The organism is Bradyrhizobium diazoefficiens USDA 110 (assembly GCF_000011365.1).
Classification (GTDB): Bacteria; Pseudomonadota; Alphaproteobacteria; order Rhizobiales; family Xanthobacteraceae; genus Bradyrhizobium; species Bradyrhizobium diazoefficiens.
On record NC_004463.1, the window covers coordinates 4,610,754 to 4,626,316 of the forward strand.

16 protein-coding genes are annotated in these 15,563 nt (G+C 62.3%); 10 read left to right on the forward strand and 6 right to left on the reverse strand.

Features of this window, described 5'->3' with window-relative positions:
- Positions 1–11 precede the first annotated feature (11 nt).
- Positions 12–470, reverse strand: a complete 459-nt coding sequence (locus BJA_RS20735) for a hypothetical protein (protein ID WP_038966806.1) — start codon at positions 468–470, stop codon at positions 12–14.
- A 114-nt stretch (positions 471–584) separates the two neighbouring features.
- Here BJA_RS20735 and BJA_RS20740 point away from each other — a divergent pair, with 114 nt between their 5' ends.
- The 3 genes from BJA_RS20740 (at position 585) to BJA_RS20745 (ending at position 2,234) form a co-directional block, all read left to right on the forward strand.
- Positions 585–1,055 carry a hypothetical protein gene (locus BJA_RS20740; protein WP_011086947.1) on the forward strand — a complete coding sequence of 157 codons (471 nt, stop codon included), beginning with the start codon at positions 585–587 and terminating at the stop codon, positions 1,053–1,055.
- Between the two features lie 57 nt (positions 1,056–1,112).
- Positions 1,113–1,262, forward strand: coding sequence for a hypothetical protein (locus BJA_RS42325; RefSeq protein ID WP_007609497.1), 150 nt, complete (start codon positions 1,113–1,115; stop codon positions 1,260–1,262).
- A gap of 267 nt (positions 1,263–1,529) precedes the next feature.
- Positions 1,530–2,234, forward strand: a complete 705-nt coding sequence (locus BJA_RS20745; RefSeq protein WP_038966798.1) for a hypothetical protein — start codon at positions 1,530–1,532, stop codon at positions 2,232–2,234.
- Positions 2,235–2,394: 160 nt separating this feature from the next.
- Here the strand turns inward: BJA_RS20745 and BJA_RS20750 are convergent, their stop codons facing one another.
- From BJA_RS20750 to BJA_RS20760, 3 genes are all read right to left on the reverse strand, one after another.
- Positions 2,395–2,922 carry a hypothetical protein gene (locus tag BJA_RS20750; RefSeq protein ID WP_038966799.1) on the reverse strand — a complete coding sequence of 176 codons (528 nt, stop codon included), beginning with the start codon at positions 2,920–2,922 and terminating at the stop codon, positions 2,395–2,397.
- A gap of 124 nt (positions 2,923–3,046) precedes the next feature.
- Positions 3,047–3,385: a DUF3551 domain-containing protein gene (locus tag BJA_RS20755; protein ID WP_370140254.1), complete on the reverse strand. Its 339-nt coding sequence runs from the start codon at positions 3,383–3,385 to the stop codon at positions 3,047–3,049.
- Positions 3,386–4,556: 1,171 nt separating this feature from the next.
- Positions 4,557–5,519 carry an AraC family transcriptional regulator gene (locus BJA_RS20760; protein WP_038966800.1) on the reverse strand — a complete coding sequence of 321 codons (963 nt, stop codon included), beginning with the start codon at positions 5,517–5,519 and terminating at the stop codon, positions 4,557–4,559.
- Between the two features lie 215 nt (positions 5,520–5,734).
- Here BJA_RS20760 and BJA_RS20765 point away from each other — a divergent pair, with 215 nt between their 5' ends.
- From BJA_RS20765 to BJA_RS20785, 5 genes are all read left to right on the forward strand, one after another.
- Positions 5,735–6,505 carry an alpha/beta hydrolase gene (locus BJA_RS20765; RefSeq protein WP_011086954.1) on the forward strand — a complete coding sequence of 257 codons (771 nt, stop codon included), beginning with the start codon at positions 5,735–5,737 and terminating at the stop codon, positions 6,503–6,505.
- Positions 6,502–6,678, forward strand: a complete 177-nt coding sequence (locus BJA_RS44025; RefSeq protein ID WP_157839415.1) for a hypothetical protein — start codon at positions 6,502–6,504, stop codon at positions 6,676–6,678. Before BJA_RS20765 ends, BJA_RS44025 begins: the two co-directional genes overlap by 4 nt.
- 209 nt (positions 6,679–6,887) lie before the next feature.
- Entirely contained in the window at positions 6,888–9,722 is a 2,835-nt protein-coding gene (locus tag BJA_RS20775) for an ATP-binding protein (protein WP_011086955.1), read from the forward strand.
- Positions 9,723–9,872: 150 nt separating this feature from the next.
- The gene (locus BJA_RS20780) at positions 9,873–10,634 is read left to right on the forward strand and encodes an SDR family NAD(P)-dependent oxidoreductase (protein WP_038966801.1); all 762 of its coding nucleotides are present in this window, start codon (positions 9,873–9,875) and stop codon (positions 10,632–10,634) included.
- A 169-nt stretch (positions 10,635–10,803) separates the two neighbouring features.
- Complete coding sequence (locus BJA_RS20785; protein ID WP_011086957.1) at positions 10,804–12,426, forward strand: ABC-F family ATP-binding cassette domain-containing protein; 1,623 nt, start codon at positions 10,804–10,806, stop codon at positions 12,424–12,426.
- Here the strand turns inward: BJA_RS20785 and BJA_RS20790 are convergent.
- Complete coding sequence (locus BJA_RS20790) at positions 12,423–13,397, reverse strand: glycerophosphodiester phosphodiesterase family protein (protein ID WP_038966802.1); 975 nt, start codon at positions 13,395–13,397, stop codon at positions 12,423–12,425. The two genes, BJA_RS20785 and BJA_RS20790, sit on opposite strands and share 4 nt — an antisense overlap.
- Positions 13,398–13,545: 148 nt before the next feature.
- Between BJA_RS20790 and BJA_RS20795 the strand changes: the two genes are divergently transcribed.
- A complete protein-coding gene (locus BJA_RS20795; RefSeq protein ID WP_011086959.1) occupies positions 13,546–14,421 on the forward strand; it encodes an MBL fold metallo-hydrolase in 876 nt (291 codons plus the stop codon).
- Between the two features lie 186 nt (positions 14,422–14,607).
- Here BJA_RS20795 and BJA_RS20800 read toward each other — a convergent pair whose 3' ends face one another.
- On the reverse strand, positions 14,608–14,856 hold the full coding sequence (locus BJA_RS20800) for a hypothetical protein (protein WP_011086960.1): 249 nt from the start codon (positions 14,854–14,856) through the stop codon (positions 14,608–14,610).
- 248 nt (positions 14,857–15,104) lie between these two features.
- Between BJA_RS20800 and BJA_RS20805 the strand changes: the two genes are divergently transcribed.
- A complete protein-coding gene (locus BJA_RS20805) occupies positions 15,105–15,563 on the forward strand; it encodes a cupin domain-containing protein (protein WP_011086961.1) in 459 nt (152 codons plus the stop codon).

The following is a 15,563-nucleotide window of genomic DNA, read 5'->3' on the forward strand; positions in this document are numbered from 1 at the left end:
CATGCTGTAGCTCACTTCATGTAGTAGGCGAGATTGTTGCGGGCGTCGCGATAGGTCGTCTCGAGAAAATCGGGATATTCCGCGGCGGCCTGCGCCACGGCGCGTACGACGCAGTCCCAGAAATCACCGTCCCATTTGAAATGGGCCTCGGCCGCGCCCTCGAATTTGACGGCGGTGATGATGGCCTGCCTGATCGCGTTGTCGTCGGCGCGAGGATGAGCTCGCTTCACATAGCCGAACATCGACCCCTCATGGGCATGGTCGCGGTCGTAACGATATTTCTCGGCCATCTGCTGCGGCGAGAGGGTGCGATTGATGCGGACCTCCTCGGCGGTCGGGCGCCCCTCGATCGAATCCAGTCGGTAGCGCCAGCGCCAGAGTTCGAACGCGGCATCGAGCAGCGGTTGCTTCGCCGCGCTGGTGATGAAGGCCTCGATCTGCTCTTCGGCGGATGGTTCGGTCCGGTTCATGCCCCTTTGTCGTGCGCGTGCGCCGACGGGTTCGACGCCGCCCTTGATCGAGCGCAAGGCTCCCGGGCACCGCGCCAGCGTACACTTGCTTCTCACGAGAAATGGAGACCTGCGATGAGGCTTCGGGGGTGGATGCTGGCGCTGGCCGGCTTTGGCGCGCTAACCGCCGTGGCAACGGCGCAGGACCTCAAATCGCCATCCTCGGACCAGTATGTGCCGCGCCTCGGCGACATCATGGGCGCCGCGCAGACGCGTCACCAGAAACTCTGGCTGGCCGGCAAGGCCCAGAACTGGGAGCTCGCGGCCTATGAGCTGCGCCAGCTCAAGGCCAGCCTGGTCGAGGCCGCCGTATTCTATTCAGGCATTCCCGTCGGTAATGTCACGACCTTGGAGCCATCGCTGCAATCGATGTCCGACGCGCTCACGGCGAAGGACGGCCGCAAATTCGCAAAGGCCTTTGGCGATTTGACGGAGGGCTGCAACACCTGCCACCGGTCGATGAAGCGCAACTTCGTCGTCATGAAGGTTCCTTCCGACCAGGCGCCATTCGCCAATCAGCAGTTTGCGCCGCCATCCAAGCCGTGACGGAACGGATTTCGCGCGCAGCGGGCTGAATCCGAAAACCCGACAGGAGGCGTGATCATGATCCGCAAACTGGCATCCGGCGAGTATCGCCTTTACTCACGCAAGGTGAATCCGAAGACCGGCAAGCGTCGCAACCTCGGCACCTTCAAGAGCCGCGCGGCGGCCGAGAAGCACGAGCGCGAGGTGCAATATTTCAAGCGTCACTAGCGCGGGGCGAGGCGGCCGGGACCACGCAGAACAAAAAAGTCGAAAAACAACCCCATGCACAGTAGCCGGGGCACTGAAATCGCAACGAAATCACGGATTGCGGATTTGGCGAATCTCGGTTGACCCGTCGGGCAAAACAGGGGCATGATGGCATCATGCAGCGGAGGGTCCGGCGAGCGGCCCTGCGCGCAAAAGCCGGATGGCCTTGGTGCGGCGGCGGTGCTAGGTAGCCTTCCGATTCCTTTCCGATTTTGCGGGTTCATTGCGTTGCTGGACGGACTCTACAAGGTTGAATACGGCGTCAACGATGCGTTCGGCCGCAGCATCATGTGCCTGCATGACGGCAAGATGCTGGGCGGCAATTCGGGCTTCGCGCATCTTGGCACCTATGTCGAGCGCGACGGCGAGATCATCGCCGAGGTCATCACCGAGCGGCATAATCTGGATCCGAACTACAAGCCGCTGATGGGCGCCGACGTCGCCTCGATCGGGGCACGCGGGAGGCTGCACGGCAACCAGATCCGTCTGGAGGGCGGCGCGGACACCATGCCGGGCGCAAAATTCTGGGCCAATCTCACCCGGCTCGACGACGAGGCGGTGCCTCCGAGCGGCGCGGTCGGCCCTTGCGGCATCGTCAACGGGCTCTATGGGATGAGCCTGCGCGCGCTTGACGGTGTCGATGCCGGACTCTCCGGCGTGATGCTGCTGATCGACGGCCGCATCCTCGGCGGCGATGCGTTCTTCTACTATCTCGGCTCCTATTCATCGGCCGACGGCCGCTGGAAGGGTGAGATGCTCAACCAGGAGCACACGCCGGCGAAAGGCGAAAATCCGGTGTTCGGCGGCTATGAGGTCGGGATTGGCTTCTCCGGGACTTGCACGGCGGATAGCGGCGAGCTCGAAGGCATCGCGCTCGCCGGCAAGCGCAGCCTGCGCCTTGCGGCCTCGCTCAAGCTGATGCGGCGGGCCTAGGGCGTGTCCTCATAAATTCGTCGCGTCCGCTTTGCTGTTGGAAGGCGACGTTGAATCCGATACGTCTGGATGTCGGCCGTGGGCCAACAGCGACATCACGCCCTTCGTCGATCACAAGGGCATGCGTTGCGCATCAAGTTCGTTATGGGTCAACTCAGGCTCATCCGCCTCGCGCGTCGCGTACCGCCTGCGCGACTTTCGTCGCCTGCGACACTCGTCCGATCTTTGCGCCTGCAATGGTCTTTCTTCGGCGTGTGCCTGCCTTCGGCACCATGCCTTCGTTCGCGGTGGCTCCGGCTGGGGGATAAATCGTGAAGTTCGCCGCTCGATGCAGCGCGAGAGCCTTTCGAGCCGCTTCGACATGCGCGGTCCGAGCTGCCAGGTTGTGAAGACGCCGAAGCTCGTTGTTCAACCGCTTCAGCGCCGCGGCGAAGACTTGCTTGCGTTCTGATGCATGCTCGGCGGTTCCTGGAAAGCTGGCTCCGCGAGCCTCGGCTTTTCCGCGCCCCTGTCGCTGCCTTTGTCGGCCGAGCGTTCGCTCCTTATTGCGCATCTTGCGCAAGCGGGGTCGCATGGCCTCAAGCTCAGCGATTTCGACGTCATAGATGGCAGGATGGTGCGTGAGGCGGATCGTCTCATATTCTTCGTGGCTGAGGAGGCTGCGTTCGAACTTGCAGGGGACCGACATTCTCATCCCTCCATTTGATTCCTTGAAATTCAGGCAGAACGGGACTCATCCAGGTCGACGATTTTCTCAATAATCAAGCCGCACCCACCAACAATTATCGGCCCGGTGCGCCCGCGGCGCTCAACTACTGTCTGCCCTGCCGCGAGCGTCCGAATGCATGGCGCGGATTGACCCCGCAGGACGCATGTGTGCCGGAGGCAGCCGTCCTGCACTGCTGGAGAGTCGAGAACTGGCAGTTGCCGGGATGGCCCCAGCGGCGGCCTTGTAGGCAGTAGCGATCTGCGACCGCGGGCGAGAGTGATCCGACTGTGACCAAGATCAAAATGGTGGAGACCGCAGCAAACAGAATACGGCACATCGGAGTCCTCCTGTACTCGTTGGGTGAGTGCTCACCTGTGCTCCACTGGGTTGGAAAGGCACCGGGACCAAGGTCGACTGTAGCTTCAGCGTTCCGGATGATCATCCGATCAAACCCTTAGAGTTCGCAGTGGATTTCCCGAGATCCTGCGTCGGTGCGGAGTTTTCATGCCGGAGGGCCGGTTGGGGTCAAAAGCGCCGTTTGGAAGGTCGGCCAGTTGCTTTCTCTCTACCCTGATAAGCGAACAATTTCGGCGCTAGCTGCGGAGATCTGCTATTTGATCACCTCGTCGGCGCTTGCACTCGACATCTGCGTCGCAGGGGAATGAAAGCAGCCCGCTCCGCATTGGGGCAAAGCCGGACATCAACCGGCGGACATTCAATTGTGCTCAATTTGCCCGCCAACTCGCTGAGCCGAGAGTAGCCTCAAGAGAGGCTTCAATGATCCTTCCCGTAAGGGATGCCTGCCAGATCACGAACAGGGCATCGCGGCGGGACTAAAATGCCTCGCGCTGACCATGATTTCGAGCGTATATTTGCCAAATCTGGGCGATGGCAGGGCAGTTGCAGTGACGGCTCAGTCCCACAAGACCGCAGAAGAGGAGTACGAGGAGCAAGTTCGCATCCTCGTCCGTATCGTTTCATGCTGCACATTGGGGCTTTTCGCTTTCGCTGCGGGCCTGCTGATTGGGACCTTTCTGTTCTCGTGATCGAAGATGAATGACCGGCCTCCGGGCGCGGTTCTGTTTGGCTTGGGCTTCACGAAAGTTACAAGTCTCGCTTTGCCATGGATTTCGCATGATCACGTGCATGCCGTTGGACGACAACGGCTTGATCCATGTCGTGAAGTGTCAGCTATCGCAACATGCATCCTTCGAAGGGGCGACATTGCCGGGCTGCAATATCCTAACTCAGCCTCAATGTCCTTGAGGGTCAAAAAGCCGACATCGGGCCAACGGCCGTAGTACGTCGGCTATGGGTCATAAGCCGGCGATGATGACCAAGCGGGGCGACGTCCGCTTTATCTTCGGAAGCCGACGGTCATGAGTACTCGCCCTAGCGCCTCGTCACGGAGCCGGACACGCCGCCCCGGTCTTCACCCAGGCATCGACCAGCGCGCCGGCAAGCGCAGCCTGCGGCTGGCGGCTTCGGCTCAAGCTGATGCGGCGGGCGTAGGGCGGGTACTCATAAATTCGTCGCGTCTGCTTTGCTGTTGGAAGGCGACGTTGTCGGCGATGGGCCACTTGCAGACATGGCGACAGCGCGCTTGCTCGAGGTCAATCGGATACGTGTACTTGCGAATTGCCCGATTGCGCGTAGCCTCCGTCGGCGCGTCGAGAGGCTCGGTAGCGGCCTGGCGAATGTCCGTGATGCCGGTGAAACAGCTTCGAAAACGCCGCCGCTGTCTCGTAACCAACCCGGCTGGCAATCCGCGCGATGGGCTCATCGCTTGTTTCGAGCAGAAACGCCGCCTCCGCCATTCGGCGTTCGATCACATAACGGTGCATGGACTGGCCGACGAGCCTGGTAAAGCGCGCCGAAAATGCCGAGCGGCCAAGCCCGACGCGACGGCCAAGGTCGCTCAGCGTCCAGAGCTGCTCCGGACTTTCGTGAATTAGCTTCAGCGCCGGTCCGATATGGGGATCAGAAATGGCCCCGATCCAGCCGCCTTGTCCGGGACTGAGAGACGCGATCCAGCTTCGCAGCACCTCGACAAAGAGCACTTCCGTCAGTCGTGAAAGCGCGACGCCTTGGCCAGGACGCTCGAGCGCGGACTCGCTCATCATGCGGCGCAGGATTGCTTCAAGCCAACCACGGTCCGCCGTCGGCTTCAGCAAGAGCACGGGTGGAAGCAACTCCAGCACGCTGCCAAACATCGGCCGCGACACCGTGAAATTGCCGCAGAGCATGGTCGAGAGCGGCTTTGCACGGCTGCCGTGACGAAGGAATCCGAGGCGTGGCGACGACCGTTCGATATCCGCGATGCGCAAAGGCTCGGCCCGGCGATCCGAATAAAACACATGGGGCTCGCCGCGCGTGATCACGACAAAATCGCCCTCGGTCATCTGGATTTCCTCTCCCTGTTCGAGCGCGAGGGTCGCCGAACCCTGGCTGAGATAGTGAAACAGGGCGTAGGGGCGCGCCGGCAACTCAAGATGCCAGGGATGGCCGAGCTCGAAGTGGAAGAGCAACGTCCCGCCGAGACGAACCCGATCGAGCACCTGGGTGAGGATGTCCATGCGGTCCAGATTAGACCGGTGGACGATCGGACACAACATGCGGACGATTGATCCCTATCGTCCGAAATGCCCGCGGAATAGATCATGCCGCAGCGGGCCGACGGTAGGTGCGGCAACCATTTCGCCGACGGCGGATGGAAGAACCGCGACCTTGCAGGAAACGCCTGTCCATCCCCCCGGACTGATTTCGTCCGACATGCCAACAGGAACATTCAATGCGAAATATCCTTCTCTCAGCCGCCACTGTACTCCTGGCCGGATCGACGTTGGTCGGCTCCGCCCAATCCGCCGAACTGCCCAAGGGAGCAGCGCACAACATCGTGCTCGTGCACGGCGCTTTCGTGGACCAGACGAGCTGGCAGCCGGTTGCCGATATTCTCACGAAGAAAGGCTACAACGTCACGCTCGTGGAAAATCCGCTCACCTCGCTCGTCGCTGACGTCGATGTCACCAAGCAGGCGCTGGCGAAACAGGACGGCAGGACCGTTCTGGTCGGCCACTCCTGGGGCGGTATGGTGATCACGCAAGCCGGCAACGATCCCAAGGTTTCGGCGCTGGTCTATGTGTCCGCCTTCGCGCCGGAGGTCGGCGAATCCCTGGCGTCGCTGGCAAAGGCCGGCCCGCCGACCGAAGGCGGCAACGCGATCCATCCCGACGCGAAGGGCAATCTGTACATCGATCCCAAGATTTTTCCGTCGGCCGTCGCGGCTGACCTTCCTCCGGAGATCGCTGAGCACCTGGCCAACTCGCAGCTTCCGTTGAATCACGTTGCGTTCGAAGCCCCCGTCAGCATTGCGGCCTGGCACGACAAGCCGACGTTCGATGTCATCACCACGAAGGACAAAGTCATCGCGCCCGAGGCCCAGAAATTCTTCGCGACAAGGATGAAGGCTCAGACGACGGAAGTCGCCGGCAGCCATGCCTCGCTTGTCGTGCATGCGAAGGTGGTCGCTGAGGTGATCGAAAAGGCCGCGCTCGTGAAGTGACGGTACGACTCCCGGCGCAGTCGCGCCGGGAGCGCCCACGCTCGCAGAGCGCCTGCAAGGGCGGCTTCTCCGGGACCTGCACGGCGGATAGCGGCGAGCTCGAAGGCATCGCGCTCGCCGGCAAGCGCAGCTTGCGACTGGCGGCCTCGCTCAAGCTGATGCGAAGGGCCTGAGGGGCCGCATGTGCCTCGCGAAGCTCGCAATAAAAACGTGCGAATTTGCAAAGACGCCAAGATGTGACTGACTGTCACATGGAAGAAGCGCTCGCGGCACTGCGATGATTTGAAAGCAGTGCGTCAACTGCTGCCCACTGCCGATTGACGCGCAGGATTGCGAGGCGAGCGGCTATTCCTGTGCACGAAAGCTCAAGGAAAGGCCTGTTATGGTCATGAGCATCGACTCTGCCGAAAGTTCCGATGCGGAAGTATTCTTCGGTCGCTTCCAACTGGACAAGCGTCGTCGGCAACTCCTGAAGGATGGAGTTGAAGTTCGGATCGGCTCGCGCGGTTTCGACATACTGATTGCGCTGACCGAGCGCGCCGGCGAACTCGTCAGCAAACGCGACCTCCTATTCTCCGTGTGGCGTGACGTTGTCGTCGACGAGGCCGTCTTGAGAGTGCACGTGGCCTCCCTTCGCCGGGCCTTGGGCGAAGGTCAGGATGGCGCGCGCTACATCGTCACTGTTTCCGGTCGGGGCTATAGTTTTGTGGCTCCGATCGAGCGCAAACGTGGCAATGGGCTTGCATCTTCTGGATACGTTCCGCCCCCCAGGCATGGACGCCAATTCCCGTCGATCCCCAGATTGTTCGTTGGACGGGACGAAGTCGTCGACGACCTCTGTACGCTCATCGTGAAGCAGCGTTTTGTCAGCGTCGTTGGAGCTGGCGGTATCGGCAAGACTACCGTGGCCGGGGCTATCATTCGCCGGCTACAAGCCGAATTTGGCGATGAAGGCGCCGTTTTTGTCGATTTGGGCGCGGTTGACGAACCTGGCCTAGTCGCTGGGGCGGTTCTCTCCGCGGTCGGCTGCCCGCTCGGAGGAGCCGAGCCCCTTGCGGAACTTCTGGGGTTCGTTGCCGGTAAGCGAATTCTAATCGTGCTGGATAGTTGCGAACATCTTCTCGATGCGGCCTCGCATTTGGCCAGCCAACTGTTTCAGTGTACTTCCGGCGTTTGTCTGCTTGTCACGTCGAGGGAAGCATTGAACGTCGAGGGCGAGATTGTGCACCTTCTCAGCCCTCTTGCTTGCCCAATCGACGACGTTCCGAGCGCCGCGGATGCCATGGCGACCCCGGCAGTGAGGCTGTTTATGGATAGAGCCTCATCCGCTGGTTTCGAGGGGGCGCTGAATGACGCTGATGCGCCGGTCGTTTCTGAAATATGTCGCCGTACCGATGGCATCGCGCTGGCGATCGAACTGGTCGCCAGCCGAGTGGGGACCTATGGCCTTCGGGGTGTTGCGGGTCTGCTGGCCAGCCATATGGAGCTGTCACTGACAGGCCAGCGAAACGCTGTCCCACGACACCGCACGCTCCAGGCGATGCTCGATTGGAGCTTCAGGTTGCTTGCCGAAAGCGAACAGCGTGTTCTTTCCCATCTTTCCATATTTGTCGGTCTGTTCACGATTGAGGCTGCCTGCTCCGTTGCCGGAAGTGGGGAGCGAAAAAGCGCCGAAGTCGAGATCGCGATTGCGAGGTTGGTGGACAAATCGCTCGTCTGGGTTCATCTGGTCGGTGATACCGTGTTCTATCGTTTACCCGATGTGACGCGCACGTATGCTGCGGCCAAGCTCGTGGAAATCGGGGAGGCTGAACTGGTTTCCCTGCGCCACGCGCTCTATTTCGGTGCTTTTTTCAAGGCAATCGCGCTCGAGCAGGGGGCTTACGCTGACATCGGACGTTATTCGCCTCACATCGGAAACGTGCGGAAGGCACTCGAGTGGAGCTTCTCAAAAGAGGATCGCTCGATCGGCATCGAGCTTGCCGCAGATTCCGCTCCTTTGTTTCTCGGTCTGTGGTTGCTGGTCGAGTGCCGGCGTTGGTCGGGGTTGGCACTGAAAGCGATTGCGAATTTCGGCCGACTCTCGCATCGAGAGGCACGCTTGCAGGAGGCATATGCAGTCTCGTCACTGCATACCTTGGGTAATACGACCGAAGTTCAGGCCGCCATACGGCGCGGGCTGGCACTTCACGAGGCGAGCGAAGAAGCATTGCCACAGCTGCGACTGTTGGCCGGACTCAACCTTTTCCTCACAAGGCTCGGCGACTTTGAAGGAGCATTGGCTGCAGCGACGAGATGCAGAACTGTAGCCGAGCTAAGCGGTTCATTGAGCGACAGAATTATCGCCGAATGGATGCTGGCGGCGGCTTGCCACCTCGCTGGCGATCAAGTCGCCGCGGTGGCGCATTGCAAGTGCGGTTTCGAGCTGGAGACGTCAATTGGTCGGCTCGACATCAATCTGTTTGGATATGATCACCGTCTGCGCGCCGAGATCGCACTGGCACGTTCTCTATGGTTGCTGGGCTCCCGCAAGCAAGCTCGCAAGCAGGCGCTTGAGGCGATGAACGAGGCAGCTCGGTTGGCCCCGGCGGCGAACTATTGCATGGCGGTGGTCCACTCCGTCCCGGCGCTGCTGTGGAGCGGGAACACCGGTGACGTTGCCGACCATGTCGATCGTGCAATCTCACTGGCTGAGAAGCATTCTCTCCGAGGTCATGCAGCAGCCGCTCAGGCTCTGAGGGGAGAGTGGCTTTTCATGAGCGGGAGGCCCGCCGACGGCGTCGAGGCGCTGCGCCAGGCGCTGAGAGGGCTCCACCGTGAGCAACTTCACATGGTCATACCGGCGGCATCCCGCGCGCTCGCCGATGGACTTGCTCGAAGCGGAAGGTATGACGAGGCGCGCGAGACCATTCAATCGGCAATTCTATTTGCGGAGCGGATGCGCCAGACGTTCTGGATGCCGGAATTGCTACGCACGCAGGCGCAAATCATCCTGACGAGCCCAAATCCCGACCGCAAGGCAGCAGAGCTGGCGCTTCGGCGATCGATGGATAGTGCAAGAAGCCAACGAGCATCAGGGTGGGAGCTGAAGGCCGCTGTTCCGCTGGCGCGGTCAATGAAAAATCGAGGCAGAGGAGCTGATGCGCACGCGCTGCTTCAACGGGTCTTCGAGGCACGTCCAGAAGTATCGAGGTCGACTGCCCGTCCCTTGCATTGAGCGCTTCGGGTGCAAGATGTCGATCTGGCCAGTCTCCAGGTGACCCGGCAGACGTCAGAATTTTTCATTTTCTAACAGCTTCTAACGCGCGCCGCGCTTCGGAGCGGCGGTAGCGTCAATCTCCCGGATTGGGGTTATCAGGAGAGCGTGATGAAGCAGCGGGGAAGAATTGCGTTGGTCACCGGCGGAAGCCGAGGCCTCGGGCGAAACACGGTGCTCAATCTCGCACGGCGAGGCGTCGATGTCATGTTCACCTACCATTCGGCCGTCGCCGAGGCCGAAATGGTCACGCGAGAGGTCGAGCAAATGGGGCGCAGAGCGAGGGCCTTGCAACTCGACGTCGGACGAACGAGTACATTCGAAACCTTCGTCTCGCAAGTTCGAGAGGCACTGGGCGAAATTGGCGCGATCCGTTTCGACTATCTCGTCAACAATGCCGGTATTTCCCACCATAATTCACTTGAGAAGACGACCGAAGCAGAGCTCGACGACATATACCGAGTGAACTTCAAAGGCGTCTTCTTTCTCACCCAAAAATTGCTTCCATTGATGAATGACGGTGGCCGGATCGTGAACCTCTCGAGCGGGCTCGCACGGATCATCATTCCCGGAAGCGGTCCCTACGGCGCGCTGAAGGCCGCAATCGATGTGTTGACCCGCTACCAGGCAAAGGAATTCGCCCCTCGCGGGATTGCCGTCAACGCGGTGGCTCCAGGTGCGGTACAGACAGATTTCAGCGGAGGGATGGTCCGGGACAATCCGGAACTTAACAAGCAGGTTGCCGGGATGACGGCCCTTGGCCGGGCTGGCGTTCCCGATGACATCGGCCCGATGATCGCATCGTTGCTGTCTGACGATAATCGCTGGGTCAATGCGCAGCGGATCGAGGTTTCTGGAGGCATGGCGATTTAGCCTGCCAGGAGGCGCAGACGGTCGCCCCGACCGGCTCCTGCTGCGGTCCCGGCCCTGCCATGCAATATTTAGCCGCTGGCAACCGGTGCCTCCGGGCCCTGCCGGGCTTCCCCTGGGAGCCGGCATGGCCTATGACGCTGCAACGCAAAATTCCCCCCAAAAAGACCTCATGATCCGCCTCGACAACGTCAGCAAGCAAGCCGGCCACCAGATCCTGTTCATTGAAGCCTCCGCCGCCCTCAACAAGGGCGAGAAGATCGGTCTCGTCGGGCCGAACGGCGCCGGCAAGACCACCCTGTTCCGGATGATCGCCGGCGAGGAACTGCCCGACGAGGGACAGGTCTCGACCGATCGCGGCATCACCATCGGCTATTTCAACCAGGACGTCGGCGAGATGTCCGGCCGCAGCGCCGTGGCCGAGGTCATGAATGGCGCTGGTCCCGTCAGCGAGGTCGCAGCCGAGCTGCGCCAGCTCGAGGCTGACATGGCCGACCCCGACAAGGCCGACCAGATGGACGAGATCATCGCGCGTTATGGCGAGGTGCAGCACGCCTTCGAGGAGCTCGACGGCTACGCGCTCGACGGCCGTGCGCGCGAGGCGCTGTCCGGTCTCGGCTTCAGCCAGGAGATGATGGACGGCGACGTCGGCAAGCTCTCGGGCGGCTGGAAGATGCGCGTGGCGCTCGCTCGCATCCTCTTGATGCGCCCCGACGTCATGCTGCTGGACGAGCCGAGCAACCATCTCGATCTGGAAAGCCTGATCTGGCTGGAAAAATTCCTGCACGATTACGAAGGCACGTTGCTGATGACCTCGCATGACCGCGAGTTCATCAACCGTGTGATCTCCAAGGTGATCGAGATCGATTCCGGCTCGCTCACGACCTATACCGGCGACTACGAGTTCTACGAGCAGCAGCGCGCGCTGAACGAGAAGCAGCAGCAGGCGCAGTTCGAGCGCCAGCAGGCGATGCTCGCCAAGGAGATCAAGTTCATCGAGCGCTTCAAGGCGCGTGCCTCGCATGCCGCGCAGGTGCAGAGCCGGGTGAAGAAGCTCGACAAGATCGAGCGGGTCGAGCCGCCGCGCCGCCGCCAGAGCATCGCGTTCGATTTTCCGCCGGCACCGCGCTCGGGCGAGGACGTCGTGGCGCTCAAGAGCGTCCACAAGGGCTATGGCAGCAAGCGCATCTATGACGGCCTCGATTTCATGATCCGCCGCAGGGAACGCTGGTGCGTGATGGGCGTCAACGGCGCCGGCAAGTCGACGCTGCTCAAGCTCGTCGCGGGTGCGAGCGAGCCGGACCAGGGGACGGTGGCGGTCGGCGGCAGCGTCAAGATGGGCTATTTCGCCCAGCACGCGATGGACCTGCTCGACGGCGAGCGCACCGTGTTCCAGTCGCTGGAGGACGCGTTTCCGACCGCGGGGCAGGGCTCGTTGCGCGCGCTCGCCGGCTGCTTCGGCTTCTCCGGCGACGACGTCGAGAAGCGCTGCCGCGTGCTCTCGGGCGGCGAGAAGGCGCGCCTCGTGATGGCGAAGATGCTGTTCGATCCGCCGAACTTCCTGGTGCTGGACGAGCCGACCAACCATCTCGACCTCGCCACCAAGGAGATGCTGATCACGGCGCTGTCGGATTTCGAAGGCACCATGCTGTTCGTCTCGCACGACCGGCATTTCCTGGCGACGCTGTCGAACCGCGTGCTCGAGCTGACGCCCGAGGGCATCCACCAGTTTGGCGGCGGCTACACCGAATATGTCGCGAGGACTGGGCAGGAAGCGCCGGGGTTGCGGAGCTAGTCTTTGCTCTTGCCGGCGATCGCCTCGATCTCGTTGGTCCAGATCCCGTCGGAATAGCCTTGCGGGAGCCGGGCGAACAACTCCGGCGTATCGATGCCGGAGGAGAACTCGCCGCCGGTGTAAGGGCCGAGCACGAAGACCGCGCTGTTGGCGCCGTTCATCCGAGCGAGGAAGCGATCCGGCCAACCCCATAGCCAGGGCGCGACATTGATCGGGACCAGCACCATCGCGTCGCGGCAGGCGGCCGGCATCAGGCCGGTCCAGCCATAGCCGATATAGCCGAGCAGGCAGCTCCGGATCGCTCCGCGTGATATCGTGCGGACCTCCGGAGTGAGGCGACGGATCACCTCGATCGGCTCGTCACCGCCGTAGACCATGATCATCCGCCGTCGCTCGGCCGGCAGCGCGTTCAGCACGGCCGCGAGCTTCTCGCCCTCGTTGGCGTCGCGGCTCTTCACGTTGACGACGAGCCGCCGGTCTGGGAAGGCGGCAAACACGTCCGAGAGCGTCGGCATCATCCCGATGCCCTTGCCGCGAAACGGGAATGTCCTGCCGCCGTCGGCGGTGTAGCCATAGCCGATGTCGAGCGTTTTCAGCTCTGTCATGCTCTGCTCGCGCGTGACGCCCTGGCCGTCGGTGCGGCAGTCGAGCGTCCAGTCGTGGAATACGGCGAACTCGCCGTCGGTGGTCGGGTGCACGTCGAGCTCGACCACGTCGGCGCCGGCCTCGAAGCTGGCTCGCATCGAGCGGAGGGTATTTTCGAGATAGTCGTGCGTCGGCGGCAACATCCGCGCAGCGGTGCAGGTGTCGTTCTTCACGTCGCGCTCGTCGAAGCGCTGCGCCATGCCGCGATGGGCGAGTAACACCGGCTTGCCGTCGCGGTGAGGCGCCAGAAGACTGGTGTTGTTGATGTAGACGCCGGCGGCGGCGGCGATCAGGACTGCCGTCGCAAATCCGAGTTTCCTGCGCACTGTTTCTTCCCCAATTCCGAGATGATCGTCGGTGGCGTTTGGGGTTGATTTGCGGCGATCGTCACGCATAGGTGCCGGACGCGTTGCGCGGCTTGAACGGTCTTGTGCTGACCGCTACGCTCTCTGCAAAAAAGGGAGCAAAGCAACCATGAAGCAACTCCGGATCGGCGACATCACCATCGACGCGGTGATCGAGCGGGAAGGGCCCTGGCGGCGGCCTCAGGACTTTTTCCCGGCTTACGATGAGGGCGTATTCAGGCGCCATCTGCCGACCATGGAGCCGGAGGTGTTCGACGCCGCGCGCGGCATGATGGTCATCACCTATCAGACGTTCGTCGTGCGCACGCCGCGCTACACGATCCTGGTGGATACCTGTACCGGCGAGGACAAGGGGCATCCGCCGCCGTTCGACTTTCCCGGCAAGGAGCGCTGGCGCAACGAACTGTTCGCGCTCGGCATCTCTTTCGAACAAATCGACTACGTCTTCTGCACGCACCTTCACATCGATCACACCGGCTGGAATACGACCCTGCGCGACGGCCGCTGGGTGCCGACGTTCCCGAATGCGAAATACGTCTTCCACAAGGGTGAGTATGCGGCCTGGGAGGCCGAGAACGCCAAGGGCAGCAACCCGCCCGGCACCGTCTTCCGCGACAATTGCCTGCCGATCGTCGAGGCCGGGCAGGCGCTGCTGGTGGACGATGATTACGCGCTCGATGACACCGTGACGCTGACGCCGACGCCGGGGCATTCGCCCTGCCATTGCTGCGTCAACATCTTCTCGAAGGGCCAGCGCGCGGTGGTCGCGGGCGATCTCATGCATCACCAGATCCAGTGCCGTGAGCCGGACTGGTCGGCGATGCCGGATTGGGATGCGAAACAGTCGGCGGTCTCGCGGCGAAAGTTCTTCGCCTCCGTCGCCGACACCGACACGCTGATCCTGCCGATCCATTTTCCGGCGCCGACGGTCGGGCTGATCAAGCCGCTGGACGGGGCGTTCGACTACCGGTTCAAGCGGGAGTGATGGCGGCGAAACTCGTAAGCGCGTAGGCAGGTCTCGTGTCCCGGACGCGGTGCGGCGCGCAGTGACGCTCCGCTGAGCCGGGACCCATCTCTCGGAATGCACGTGAAAGCGTGGGCCCCGGCTCTGCAGCGCATCGCTGAAGAAGCGCTGCGCTGCGTCCGGGGCACGAGAGTGTCGCAGCCCGCGTTACGCGCTGACTTCGCACTTCTTCATGAAGCTGTTCTTGGCGGCACCGGCCAGCGGCTTGCCGTCGGCGCTGACGGCCTTGGGCGTGCAGGCGTCGGCCTTGCACTTCTTCAGGAACGAGGTCTTGGCCGCTCCCGCCAAGGGCTTGCCGTCCTTGCCGACGGCCTTGCTCTCGCAGGTGTCCTCCGCGAAGGCCGAGCCTGCTGCAAAGGTGGCGACGATCGCAGCCAGGAAAATACGCTTCAGCATGGGTGTCTCCCTAAACCAGAAATGGTGCGGAGATTGGAGCCGGGAATCGTGGCGCAATCAAGCAGGATCGGCGCGTGCCGGGCGCGGGCGCTGATATTTTCGCAGCGCGTGATGAATGCATTTCGCCTTGACGCGCGCGGCTCCGGGCCGGCCTTCGGATTCGCGCCCGCCGCTTGCTGCACTGCGCGCTGACCGCGCGGCCGAGACCTGTTAGGCTGACCCCATTCCAGCAGGAACGGAGCGTTGCCATGGATGCCGTGACGAGCCCGCAGACCGCCGACCAGCATTCTCATCTGGTTCAACCCGCGACAATGGAATGGCAGAAGACGCGCTTTCCCGGCTGCGAGGCCAAGACCTTGCTGTTCGATCGCGGCACGGGCCTGATGACGGCGTTGATGCGCTTCGCGCCGGGATCGGTGCTGCCCGATCACGAGCATGTCGGCATCGAGCAGAGCTACGTCATTGAAGGCGCTCTCGTCGACAAGGAGGGCCCAGCCAAGGGCATCGCCTGCAAGGCCGGCGAATTCATCTGGCGCGAGGCGGGCAGCCGCCACGCCGCCTGGTGTCCGGACGGGGCCTTGATCCTTGCGATCTTCCAGGTGCCGAACAAGTTCTTTGAAGCCGACGGCCGCGTCGTCGATGCCGCCGGTCAGGATTGGGACGAAACGTGGGGCCACACGGCGGCCCAGCGGGGGCGGAGCGTCTAG